This is a genomic window from Nocardioidaceae bacterium SCSIO 66511 (assembly GCA_023100825.1).
In the GTDB taxonomy this organism is placed as follows: Bacteria; Actinomycetota; Actinomycetes; order Propionibacteriales; family Nocardioidaceae; genus Solicola.
In genome coordinates this window covers 1731846-1743910 of record CP095846.1, presented here as the reverse complement: position 1 = coordinate 1743910, position 12065 = coordinate 1731846, and the positions used below count along the sequence as shown (strand labels likewise).

The window sequence follows — 12065 nt, the reverse complement described above, 5'->3', positions numbered from 1 at the left end:
TTCAGTCCTCGATGTGAATCAGAAGTCGTCAGGGTCGATTTCGGACGCGTCGACCTCGAAGGAGTCGACCAGCCAGCCATCTCCGTCCTTCGTGAGTTCGACGTTGAACGAAGCACCGGCCATGCCCTTCGCGTCGCCGGAGATCTCAATCGTGCCCTTCGCGGAGTCGCCGCTCTCCTCGACGTCACCCGCCTCGAACTCGAAGTCGCCGGCCGAGCCGACGCCCTCGGAGAACTCGTCGTCGGTGCACGTGTCGATGTCCATCTCCTCGTGGAAGGACGCAGTGGTGACGTCCTTGACCGCATCACAGTCGGCGTCGTTGAAGGCCGACACGAAGGTGTCGAGCGCCTCGTCGGCACTCGAGCCCGCACCGCCGTCACCACCGCGAAGGACGAACACTGCAGCCACGATCAGCGCGATTACGAACAGGCCTGCGCCGCCGAGCAACAGCGGCAGCTTGTTGCCGTTGCCTCCGGACTCGCCGGAGGTACCCATCGACTCGTACTGACCGGGCTGCTGCATCCACTGCGGCGAGCCCTGCTGCGGCTGCTGGTACTGCTGCCCGTACTGCGGCTGCTGGTAGTGCTGTCCCTGCTGCGAAGGCTGGCCGTACGGCTGCTGACCGTACTGTCCCTGCTGGGGTGGCTGACCATAGGGCGATTGGCCCTGCGGCGCTCCACCTTGCTGAGGCGGCTGCTGACCGTACGGCGGCCACTGCTGGCCGTACGGATCGTTACCGCCGCCGTTGCCCGGCGGTGGTTGTTGGTTGCTCATCCCTGCGTTCCTTCGCACTCATCACTGCTATTGGCACCCAGACCGTCGGGTCTCCGCTGCTCGCCGCGCGCTCGCCGCCCCGTAGGTCCTCCGTCGGCGTCGCCGCGAGTCGTCTCGAGGCGCACCAGAGTCTAAGGGTGCGATGGTGCAGCGGGCGACCGTGTCACCAACTGGTCTCAGCGCGGCCCGTCCAGTCGTCGACCACCCGCGCTACCTCCGACAGACGCTGCACGACGGCGTCGGGTTCCCCGACCGAGTGACCGAGTTGATCGGTCGGGATGTCGCTGTGCGGCACATGGATGGTGCGCATGCCCGCCGACGCTGCGCCCCAGATGTCGTCGAAGAGGCGGTCTCCGACGAACACGCACGACCGCGCGCTCTGCGCACCGACCGCGGACATCGCGGCCTCGAACGCACGCGGGTCCGGCTTCGTCCAGGCGAGCTCACAGGTGTACACGTCGCCGTCAATCAGGTCGTGCACCCCATCGCGTACGAAGATCTCCTCGTGCCATGCCCGCGGCCACACGGTGTTGGACAGCACGCCGACCTTGATACCGCGCGCACGAAGGCCGTCGAACAACTCGCGCGCCGCCGGATCGGTCACGGTCGACGGCTCCCAGAACGCGCGGTAGGCGGCGACCGCCTCGGCACTCGGCTCGACCCCGGCAAGTGAGCAGATCTCATCGAAGGTCGCGCTGCGGTGGTCGTCACGCGCCCGTGCCCACACGTGCTCAGCGGCGCCCAACAGGGCGGCGGTCACCGCATCGACGTCGGCCGGCGCGACGGCCGCCTCGGCCACAGACCGCCACTCATCGCTGTAGTCGATCGTCGCCCACGGTGTGAGGGTGCCGCCCCAGTCGAAGATCACCGCGTCGATTTCCATGCGAGGCAGTGTCGCGTACGGCGCCGACAGTTCGCGAACGGGTTTCGCCACGATGTCGATTCTCGTCACCTCCGGACGTCATGATGGAAAGGCTCGCACTCGGCGGGCCGTTGCAACCGGGAGGATCAATGGCACAGAAGTACATGTTCGTGTTGTTCGGCGACGAGGACCCGTGGGTGAACGCGACCGAGGAGGAGTACGCCGAGGGAATGCGCCTGCACGACGAGTTCTCGAAGGCGGTTCAGGCGGCTGGCGCGAAGATCGTCGGCGGTGAGGCCCTGCGTTCGACGAAGACCGCGACGACCGTACGTACCGGAAGCGATCCGATCGTCACCGACGGCCCGTTCCTGGAGATCAAAGAGGCGCTCGGCGGCTTCTACATCATCGAGGCCGAGGACCTCGACCAGGCGATCGCGCTCGCCAAGGTCGGTCCCGAGCCGGTGATCGAGATCCGACCCGTGTGGGACATGTCCGAGGAGTGACCGTCTCCGAGTCGATCGCCCGCCTCCATCGCGAGCAGTGGGGGCGGGTGGTCGCCGCGATCGTACGTACCGCGGGCGACCTCTACCTCGAGGCGGCCCGCGGCGCCATGCTCACCGACCTCGGCCGGCCGGCGGAGGCGGTGACGGCGTACGAGCGAGCTCTCGCCAACGCAGTGGACGATGAGCAGGCCGGGTTTCTTCGCGCACGCATCGCCGCCGCCCGCTGGGCGTGACGCTCGAGCGCGACACACGGGCGTGTCGCCACTCGAACGTCACGCTCAGCGGGGAGAGGATCAGCCGGGACCGGAGAGGTGGGCGACGGCGTCCGCGAGCGGTACGTTCACGCGCTCGTCCGTACGCCGGTCCTTGACCTCGACGACGCCGTCGGCCAAACCGCGGCCGACCACGACGATCGTCGGGACCCCGATCAGCTCGGCATCCTTGAACTTCACGCCCGGCGAGACCTTGCGCCGGTCGTCGTACAGCACCGTCGTGCCCGCGGCTTCGAGATCCGTGGCGAGCTTGTCCGCCGCAGAGAACACCGCTTCGTCCTTACCGGTCGCCACCAGGTGCACGTGCGCGGGTGCGATCTCGCGGGGCCAGATGATGCCGCTGTCGTCATGGGAGTTCTCGACCACGGCGGCGACGGCACGGGATACACCGACGCCGTACGAGCCCATGGTCACCGTGACCAGCTTGCCGTTCTCATCCAGCACCTGCAGCCCGAGCGCATCCGCGTAACGACGACCGAGCTGGAAGATATGGCCCATCTCGATGCCACGCGCGGTGTCGAGCGTCGACCCGCAGTTCGGGCACGAGTCGCCCGCGCGTACCTCGGCCGCCTCGATGGTGCCGTCGGCCGTGAAGTCGCGCCCGGCGACGAGGTCGATGACGTGACTGCCGGGCTGGTCCGCCCCGGTGACCCAGCGGGTGCCCTCGACGACTCGCGGGTCGAGGAGGTAGCGAATGCCGCTCGTGTTCTCCGAACCGAGTACCCCCGGACCGATGTAGCCCTTGGCGAGGCTCGGGTTGGCCTCGAAGTCGGATTCGGTGAACGCCTCGACCTCATCGGGCTCGAGCACTCCCCCGAGACGTTTGAGATCGACCTCGCGGTCGCCCGGTACGCCGATCGCCAGCGGCTCGCGGCTCCCGTCGGGGTGGGCGATGATCACGAGCACGTTCTTCAGCGTGTCGCCGGCGTGCCAGGAGCGGTCGTCGCGCGGAAACCGCTCGTTGAGATGGTCGACAAGCGTCTCGATCGTCGGTGTGTCAGGGGTGTTCTCGGCATGTGCTGCGGGCGCATCGGCGTAGTCGACCGGATCGGGCACGGGTACGCGTACCGCCTCGACGTTCGCCGCGTAGTCGCAGTTGGTGCAGTGCACGTAGGTGTCTTCGCCATTCTCGGCACGCGCCAGGAACTCCTCGCTCGCCGACCCGCCCATGGCGCCCGACAGCGCCGCGACGATCACATAGTCGAGACCCAGCCGGTCGAAGATCTTGATGTACGCATCGCGGTGGGCCTGGTACGACTTCAAGAAGTCGTCGTCGGAGACGTCGAAGGAGTAGGAGTCCTTCATCACAAACTCACGACCGCGCAAAATCCCGGCGCGCGGACGCGGCTCGTCGCGGTACTTCGTCTGGATCTGGTAGAGCGCGAGCGGAAGATCCTTGTACGACGAGTAGAGGTCCTTCACCAAGAGCGTGAACATCTCCTCATGCGTCGGTGCGAGCAGATAGTCGGCGCCCTTACGATCCTGCAGTCGGAAGATGTTGTCGCCGTACTCGGTCCAGCGGTTCGAGGCTTCGTACGGCTCCTTGGGCAGCAGCGCAGGAAAGTGCACCTCCTGCGCGCCGATCGCGTTCATCTCATCGCGCACGATGCGCTCGACGTTGCGCAGCACGGTGTAGCCGAGCGGCAGCCAGGAGTAGATGCCCGGCGCGGCGCGGCGGACGTAGCCGGCGCGTACGAGCAGCTTGTGGCTCGGCACCTCGGCGTCCGCCGGATCGTCGCGCAGTGTGCGTACGAACAGGCTCGACATGCGAGTGACCACTGATGACTCCTGGTTGATGGTGTTCGAAGACTGACCGGTGCGAGCCTATCGCGCGGTGCGGGCCGCCTTCATCGCAGTTTTGACCAGCGGCACCTGGAGCGGCAGCCGCGCAACGGTCGCGGCCTTGAACCACCAGGGTGACTTCCGACTCCGCATCGCGGAAACACACATCTGTATGTTGGCCGGGAAGACCGCGACCATCAATGCGGCCGTCGCCCAACCGCCGCTGCGGCGCGTACGAGTGCCTGCGAGCGCGGCCGAGCAGGCGAGCTCGGCCGCGCCGGACAGATAGACGAGCTCGCGTTTGTACGGGAGCGCTTTCGGCACGATCCGCTCGAACGGCTCGGGGCGTACGAAATGGATCACCCCGGATCCTGCGAGCAGCACGGCCAAGGCCGCTACGTCAGGAGATGGTCGTTGGTTCATCCTTGTCCTCCTTGTGCCAGCATCCGCAAGCCGTCGCGACGCGCTCCGAGGTCGAACGTGACGCGGCGGACTGCGGCGATCGTCTCGCGTAGCTTGGGCTTCAACGATTCCGCGGTGTCGGGGTCCGACAGCGCCGCCTCCGCGTCGAGTACGCGCATCGCCGATGCGGACTCACCTGGCATCGTGATCTGGGTCGGCACGAACCTCGCCTCGGTCACCTTCCAGCCGTCGTCGTCGGCGAACGTGAACACGGCCGTGGTCCCGCGGTAGGTCTCGGGGCGGGTCAGCTCCTGCTGCGCGATGAAGTTGCCCAGGCCGTACGCCACCCAGGTCCCGTTGACGACATCGAACGGCTGTGAGACGTGGGCGTGATGGCCGTAGACGAGGTCGATGGCGGGCGACTGAGTGATCTCGTCGACGAGCTCACGCTGCTGCTCGGTCGGGTCGGAGACGTACTCCGCGCCGTCGTGCAGCGCGACGAGCACGAGGTCGGCGCCGTCGGCCTTGGCCTGCTCCGCATCGGCAATCACCTCGTCGGAGTCGGTCAGGTTGAGCGACCACGGCTTCTCCACCGGCATGCCGTTCGTACCGAACGTGTAGCTGAGCACCGCTACCCGCGCACCCGCGACATCGATGATCGGCGTACGCCTCGACTGGGCAGGCGATGCGGCTGTGCCCGAGAACGGTAGGTCTCGACTCTCGAACGCGTCGATCGTACGAACAATGCCGTCAAAACCCACGTCGACACTGTGGTTGGACGCGGTCGTGCACAAGTCGTACCCGGTCTGCTTCAGGCCGTCGAGAACTTGCGGAGGCACCGAGAAGACCGGGTAGTTCTGGAACGGCCCCGATGCCGACGCCAGCGGGGTCTCCAGATGACAGACCGCGAGATCTGCACCGCCGATGACCGGCCGCATGGAGGCGAACATTGGCGCGAAGTCGAAGCCGTCCTTGCCCTCGGCCGTCGCATCGGACTCAGCCGATGCCCAGACCGTGTTGTGGACCAGTACGTCGCCGGACATCGCGATCGTGACCTCGGTCGGCTCGTCGCTGTCGTTCGCCGACGGTTCCGCAGGTGCCTCGTGGCCCGAGCACGCGGCCATTGCCGTCGTCAGCGCTGCGAATGCGATGAGCGTCGCCGCACTCGCTTTGATCCCCCGGGCTGTGCACATGACCGCACAGCGTATCGCCAGCGATGGTCCAGCTCCCCCGGCACCGGGGCTCGATCGAACGGGGCCCGCCGGCTCGGCGTGGGTCAGAACAGGATCGAGGCGAACGTCTCGTGCTGGGTGAACCCCGACCGTTCGTACGCCTTGCGGGCAGCGACGTTGTGGTCGTTGACATACAGCGACACCACGGGGGCGATATCGCGACTGGCCAGCCGGACGACGCCGGCCATCGCTCGCGACGCGAGCCCTTGGCCGCGAACGCGAGGGTGTACGTACACACCCTGCACCTGGCATCCGTACGACGTGGCCGCGCCGACCTCCGCCTTGAACAACACCTGGTCGTCCTCGATGATCGCGAACGCCCAGCCGCGGCTGATCAGCTGCGCGACCCGAGCGCGGTACGAATGTCGCCCGTGTAGCTCGGGCGACTCCCCCACTTCTTCGGTGAACATCGCGACGCTCGCCGGATAAAGGACGTCGAGTTCGTCGAGCATCACCCGGCGTACCCGCGGGTCGGGCGTCACCTCGGCCGGGCGGTCGGCGACGAGGAACGGCTGGTTCAAGCGCAGCGAACGAGCCGGCCCCCATGACGCCTCCAGCGACTGCCACAGCTCGACGACGTCGTGGCGCAGCCCGACGATCGAGGAGGAGGTGCGCCCCAGCGCCTCGGCGTGCCGAGCGAACGCGTCCAGCGCCTCGTCGGTCGCCTGCACGGGCACGAGGTTCGCGGCGACGTGGCATGCCGATACGAGCTCGCCCCGACGTTGGAAGCCCCAGATCTCGCCGCCGAGCCATCGCGGCTGCAGCTGGGTCGCCTCGATCCGGTGCTCGACGAACACGTTCACGATCGGGTCCTCGTGCACGAGCGCGCGAAGCGCCGGAAGATCGTCGGGGCCGAGCACGCGCAGCCCCGAGGCCGTCCCGAGCATGCGGTGCCTCCTGCGCCCGTGAGGTCTGGTATGTGCCGGGAAGCCTATCCCCCCGGTACGTACGCACGCGAGCGGCTATCGGCGAGTACGAACCCGCCGGTCGCGAGCGGAGCCTCCGGTCAGGACGGGTATCCGTTGGGGTTCTGCGACTGCCAGCGCCAGACGTCGGCGCACATATCGTCAACGGTCTTCGTGGTGGACCAGCCCAGCTCGGCGTTCGCCTTCGAGGGATCGGCGTACGACGTGGCCACATCGCCGGCGCGTCGCTCGACCACCTCGTACGGCAGCTCGTGGCCGACGGCCTTCTCGAACGAGTGCAGCAGTTCGAGCACGCTGGTCGGGCGCCCGGAACCGAGGTTCCAGGTGTTGACCGGCCTGTCGGTACGCGCCAACTCCTCCAGGGCCGCGACGTGGCCGGCGGCGAGATCCTCGACGTGGATGTAGTCGCGCTGCCCGGTGCCGTCGGGCGTGTCGTAGTCGTCGCCGAAGACACTCAGCTTGTCGCGCTTACCGACTGCGACCTGCGCGATGAACGGCATCAGGTTGTTGGGGATGCCCTGCGGATCCTCGCCGATCGTGCCCGACGGATGCGCGCCGACGGGGTTGAAGTAGCGCAGCAGCGCGAACCGCAGCGCCGAGTCGGCCTGGGCGATATCGCGAAGGATCTGCTCCTGCATGACCTTCGTCCACCCGTACGGGTTGGTCGCGAACGTCGGGCGGTCTTCGGTGGCACCCGCCTGGTCGGTGCCGTACACCGTCGCCGACGAGGAGAACACCAGCAGGCGTACGTGATGCCGCTGCATCGCGCGTACGAGGGAGAACGTGGAGCCGAGGTTGTTGCTGTAGTAGTCGAGCGGCTTCTCCACGCTCTCGCCGACGGCCTTGAGCCCGGCGAAGTGGATGACCGCGTCGATCTCCTCGGTGGCGAAGAGGTGCTCCGTCTTGTCGACGTCGGTCAGATCGAACGCGTGGACCGGAATGTGCCGGCCGGACAGCGCCTCGAGCCGCGCGATGACGGTCGGCTTGCTGTTGGAGAAGTCGTCGACCACGATCACATCGTGGCCCGCATCGATGAGGGACAAGACGGTGTGTGAGCCGATGTAGCCGGCTCCTCCGGAGACCAAGACACGCATGGTGCCCGAGCCTACCGATTAGAGCCGCCGGGCCATCCAGTGGTTCGCGATGCCGCCGGCGTCCTCGGAGGTGCTCAGGTACGTGAAGCCCTTCGCCCGGTAGAACGCCGCCGCGTGCTCGTTGCCGTCGATGTACGACAACAGCAGGCGTTCTGCGCCGTCTACCCACGCGAGGACGGTGTCCAGCAGCGCCGACCCGACGCCGGTGCCGTGCTCTGCCGGCAGCACGTACAGCTTCCACAGCACCGGGTCGCCGTCGAGGGCGCCGACCACGGCCGTACCGATGATCTCGTCGTCACGTTCAGCGACGAAATGCGCGGTACGATCCATCGACTCGGCGATGTAGTCGGCTCGCCACCAGGTGTCGCGCACGAACCGCGCGTACTCGGCGCCCGCGATCGGCGTGTACGTCGGAATCGTCACCGCCTCGCCGAGGTCGTGCAGAGCCGGTGCGTCGGCGGGCGTCGCCTGGCGGATGGCGTACGCGGTCATCGCAGGGCCTCTACGACCGTCAGCTGACCGTGACAGCCGGCGAGCCGCCCTCGACCGGCTCCATCTCCTCGGCAATGCGCATCGCCTCGTCGATCAGGGTCTCGACGATCTTGGCCTCGGGGACCGTCTTGATCACCTCACCCTTGACGAAGATCTGCCCCTTACCGTTGCCGGACGCGACGCCGAGATCGGCCTCGCGCGCCTCGCCGGGGCCGTTGACGACGCACCCCATGACGGCGACCCGCAACGGCACCTCCATGCCTTCGAGCCCGGCCGTCACCTCGTCGGCGAGCTTGTAGACGTCGACCTGCGCGCGTCCGCAGGACGGGCACGAGACGATCTCCAGCTTGCGCGGCCGCAGATTCAGCGACTGCAGGATCTGGGTGCCGACCTTGATCTCCTCGACCGGCGGCGCCGAGAGCGAGACTCGGATGGTGTCGCCGATGCCCTTCGAGAGCAGTGCACCGAACGCCACTGCCGACTTGATGGTGCCCTGGAACGCCGGCCCCGCCTCGGTCACGCCGAGGTGCAGCGGCCAGTCGCCGCGCTCGGCGAGCATCTCGTACGCCTGCACCATCACGACGGGGTCGTTGTGCTTGACCGAGATCTTGAAGTCGTGGAAGTCGTGTTCCTCGAACAGCGACGCCTCCCAGACGGCCGACTCGACGAGCGCCTCGGGAGTGGCCTTGCCGTACTTCTCCAGCAGTCGCTTGTCGAGCGACCCCGCATTGACGCCGATGCGCAGCGAAACGCCGGCGTCCTTGGCGGCGGCGGCGATCTGCTTCACCTGGTCGTCGAACTTGCGGATGTTGCCGGGGTTGACGCGTACGGCAGCGCAACCGGCGTCGATCGCGGCGTAGACGTACTTGGGCTGGAAGTGGATGTCGGCGATCACCGGGATCTGCGACTTCGTGGCGATCGCCGGCAGCGCCTCGGCGTCGTCCTGGCTCGGGCAGGCGACCCGGACGATGTCGCAGCCGGCCGCGGTCAGCTCGGCGATCTGCTGGAGCGTCGAGTTGACGTCGGCGGTCACGGTTGTCGTCATCGACTGCACCGAGACCGGGGCGTCGCCTCCGACCTCGACCTTGCCCACCTTGATCTTGCGGGACTTGCGACGCTCCGCGAGCGTCGGTGGCGGCGAGCTGGGCAGACCCAGGTCGACTGTCGACATTTCGATGCTCCTCAGCGGCTACGTCAGTGTGACCGGGTTGACGATATCGGCATAGATGAGCAGTACGCCCATCACCAGTAGCAGCGCCCCGACGACGTACGCGACCGGCAGCATCTTGGCAACGTCGACGTAGCCCGGGTCGGGTTTACGGGCGATCTTCGCGAAGCCGCGGCGCACCGCCTCGTACAGCGCACCCGCGATGTGACCGCCGTCGAGCGGCAGCAGCGGGATGAAGTTGAACAACGCGATGAAGAGGTTCACCGCGGCGATCAGCGTGATGAGCCGGAACGCGCGGTCGGTCCAGGTCGTGTCGTCGATGGTGACCATCTCGCCTGCGACTCGGCCGGCGCCCACGACGCTCATCGGGCTGTCGTCCTTGCGCTCACCGCCGAACGCCGCGTCGGCCACCTCGACCATCTTCTGCGGCAGGTGCAGGATCGCCTCGCCGGTGGCCTTGGTGTAGTCGCCCATCGTGGAGAGCACGAAGCCTGGACCCTGCCGCTCGTACTCCGTCGTCGGCGAGACGCCGAGGAAGCCGACCTTCTCGTACTGCTCCGGCTCGCTGAGCGACGGTCGCACCTCGACGATCGTCTCGACCTGCTTCGGCGGGAGCTCCTTGCCGTCGCGCTCGACGACTACGGTCGTCTTGTCGCCGCCGTTGTCGCGAATCAGCTCGGTCAGCTGATCCCAGTCGGTGACCTTCGTACCACCGAACGACACGATCTCGTCGCCGGGGAGAAGCCCCGCCTTGTTGGCGGGCGTCTTGGGGTCGCCGGGCTGGCACGTCTGCTCCGTACGATCGGCGGGGATGGCGCACTCGGAGACCGCGTTGACGATTGTCGTCGGCTTCTGTGCACCGATGAACATGAAAGCGATAGCGAAGAGCACCAGCGCGATCGCCACGTTGACCATCGGACCGCCGGCCATCACGATCAGCTTCTGCCACCACGGTTTGCGGTAGAAGAGCCTGTCTTCCTCGCCCTGGCCGACGTGCTCGTACTCGCTCGTACGCGCGTCCGAGATCAGCTGGGTGAACATGCCGGTGTTGGTCTTGCGCACCTTCGTCGGGTCGTCGCCCTCATGCGGCGGGAGCATGCCCACGAGCTTGACGAAGCCACCCAGCGGGATCGCCTTGATGCCGTACTCGGTCTCGCCGCGGCGCACCGACCACACTGTCTTGCCGAAGCCGACGAAGTACTGCGTGACCTTCACCCCGAACTTCTTCGCGGGCAGCATGTGGCCGACCTCGTGCAAGGCGATCGACACCATCACGCCGACGACGAAGACGATCACCCCGAGGGCATAAATCACGGGCGTTCTCCTCGGCTTCCGGTCAGTATGGCGGTCGTGGTCTCGCGGGCCCATCCGTCGGCAGACAGCACGTCCTCGACGCTCAACTGGGCCCCTTCCGAGGGTACGCGGTCACCCCCAAGGTGCTCGCGCAGCACCGAGTCCACGGTGTCGACGATGGCGGGAAAACCGATCTCGCCGGCCACGAAGGCGTCGACGCACACCTCGTTCGCGGCGTTGTAGACCGCCGGAGCCGTGCGCCCGTGTGCCGCGGCCGTACGTGCGAGGCGCACGGCGGGGAACGCCTCGTCATCGAGCGGGAAGAAGTCCCAGGAGCTCGGCCGCGTCCAGTCGCACGCCTCGCCCGCGTCGACGACACGATCCGGCCAGCCCATCCCCAGCGCAATCGGAATCGCCATCGACGGCGGGGATGCCTGCGCCATCGTCGAACCGTCGACGAACTCGACCATCGAATGGATCGCCTGCTGCGGGTGTACGACGACGTCGACCCGCTCGATCGGGACGTCGAAGAGAAGCTGCGCCTCGATCACTTCGAGGCCCTTGTTGACCAAGGTCGCGGAGTTGATGGTGATGACGGGGCCCATCGCGAAGTTCGGATGTTCCATCGCCTGCCCGACCGTGACATCACCGAGCTCGGCGCGCGTACGCCCGCGGAACGGCCCTCCGCTCGCGGTGAGCACCAGCCGGCGCACTTCGTCCTGGCGCCCGCCGCGTAGACACTGCGCGATCGCGCTGTGCTCGGAGTCGACTGGCACGATCTGGCCGGGCTTGGCGAGGTCGGTGACGATGGGTCCGCCGATGATCAGCGACTCCTTGTTCGCCAGCGCGAGGGTCGTACCGGACTCCAGAGCCGCGATCGTCGGCATCAGGCCGACCGACCCGGTGATCGCGTTGAGAACGACGTCGCAGGTCTCCCGTGCCAGGTCGGCGGCGGCATCGGGCCCGGCCAGGATGCGCGGCAGCGCGTACTCGCCCGATGACCAGCCGCGCCGCTGCGCCTCGGCGTACAACGCGAGTTGGAGATCCTGCACGGCCGACGTACGCGCGACCGCGACCGCGGGTACGCCGGCCGCAACGACCTGTTGCGCCAGCAGCTCCGGGTTGCCGCCCCCTGCCGCGAGGCCGACGACCCGGAACCGCTCGGGGTTCGCCGCGACGATCTCGAGCGCTTGGGTACCGACGGAACCGGTCGAACCGAGGACGATCACGTCACGCCGTGTCTGCATATCCCAAGTGTCTCAGCA

The 12065-nt window shown here is 67.4% G+C and carries 13 protein-coding genes; 2 read left to right on the top strand and 11 right to left on the bottom strand.

Annotated elements, in window-relative coordinates:
* Positions 1 to 18 precede the first annotated feature (18 nt).
* The gene (locus MU582_08190) at positions 19 to 774 is read right to left on the bottom strand and encodes a hypothetical protein (protein UPK76601.1); all 756 of its coding nucleotides are present in this window, start codon (positions 772 to 774) and stop codon (positions 19 to 21) included.
* Positions 775 to 937: 163 nt separating this feature from the next.
* Positions 938 to 1657 (bottom strand): HAD family hydrolase, encoded by a 720-nt coding sequence (locus MU582_08185; GenBank protein UPK76600.1) that lies wholly within the window; start codon positions 1655 to 1657, stop codon positions 938 to 940.
* A 128-nt stretch (positions 1658 to 1785) separates the two neighbouring features.
* On the opposite strand from MU582_08185, the gene MU582_08180 reads away from it, so the two are divergent.
* Together MU582_08180 and MU582_08175 are read left to right on the top strand one after the other, a co-directional pair.
* Entirely contained in the window at positions 1786 to 2139 is a 354-nt protein-coding gene (locus tag MU582_08180) for a YciI family protein (GenBank protein UPK76599.1), read from the top strand.
* Positions 2136 to 2372, top strand: coding sequence for a hypothetical protein (locus MU582_08175; GenBank protein ID UPK76598.1), 237 nt, complete (start codon positions 2136 to 2138; stop codon positions 2370 to 2372). The genes MU582_08180 and MU582_08175 overlap by 4 nt, the downstream gene beginning before the upstream one ends.
* A 60-nt stretch (positions 2373 to 2432) precedes the next feature.
* On the opposite strand, the gene MU582_08170 is transcribed toward MU582_08175, so the two are convergent.
* From MU582_08170 to dxr, 9 genes are all read right to left on the bottom strand, one after another.
* The gene (locus MU582_08170; GenBank protein ID UPK76597.1) at positions 2433 to 4190 is read right to left on the bottom strand and encodes a proline--tRNA ligase; all 1758 of its coding nucleotides are present in this window, start codon (positions 4188 to 4190) and stop codon (positions 2433 to 2435) included.
* Between the two features lie 45 nt (positions 4191 to 4235).
* The gene (locus MU582_08165) at positions 4236 to 4616 is read right to left on the bottom strand and encodes a hypothetical protein (GenBank protein UPK76596.1); all 381 of its coding nucleotides are present in this window, start codon (positions 4614 to 4616) and stop codon (positions 4236 to 4238) included.
* Positions 4613 to 5788: a CapA family protein gene (locus MU582_08160; protein UPK76595.1), complete on the bottom strand. Its 1176-nt coding sequence runs from the start codon at positions 5786 to 5788 to the stop codon at positions 4613 to 4615. Before MU582_08160 ends, MU582_08165 begins: the two co-directional genes overlap by 4 nt.
* An 83-nt stretch (positions 5789 to 5871) precedes the next feature.
* On the bottom strand, positions 5872 to 6714 hold the full coding sequence (locus MU582_08155) for a GNAT family N-acetyltransferase (GenBank protein UPK76594.1): 843 nt from the start codon (positions 6712 to 6714) through the stop codon (positions 5872 to 5874).
* 119 nt (positions 6715 to 6833) lie between these two features.
* Complete coding sequence (gene galE, locus MU582_08150) at positions 6834 to 7847, bottom strand: UDP-glucose 4-epimerase GalE (GenBank protein ID UPK76593.1); 1014 nt, start codon at positions 7845 to 7847, stop codon at positions 6834 to 6836.
* Between the two features lie 18 nt (positions 7848 to 7865).
* Positions 7866 to 8339: a GNAT family N-acetyltransferase gene (locus MU582_08145; protein ID UPK76592.1), complete on the bottom strand. Its 474-nt coding sequence runs from the start codon at positions 8337 to 8339 to the stop codon at positions 7866 to 7868.
* 19 nt (positions 8340 to 8358) lie between these two features.
* Entirely contained in the window at positions 8359 to 9510 is a 1152-nt protein-coding gene (gene ispG / locus MU582_08140; GenBank protein ID UPK76591.1) for a flavodoxin-dependent (E)-4-hydroxy-3-methylbut-2-enyl-diphosphate synthase, read from the bottom strand.
* 18 nt (positions 9511 to 9528) lie between these two features.
* Positions 9529 to 10821, bottom strand: coding sequence for an RIP metalloprotease (locus tag MU582_08135; protein UPK76590.1), 1293 nt, complete (start codon positions 10819 to 10821; stop codon positions 9529 to 9531).
* On the bottom strand, positions 10818 to 12047 hold the full coding sequence (gene dxr, locus MU582_08130) for a 1-deoxy-D-xylulose-5-phosphate reductoisomerase (GenBank protein ID UPK76589.1): 1230 nt from the start codon (positions 12045 to 12047) through the stop codon (positions 10818 to 10820). Before dxr ends, MU582_08135 begins: the two co-directional genes overlap by 4 nt.
* Positions 12048 to 12065 lie beyond the last annotated feature (18 nt).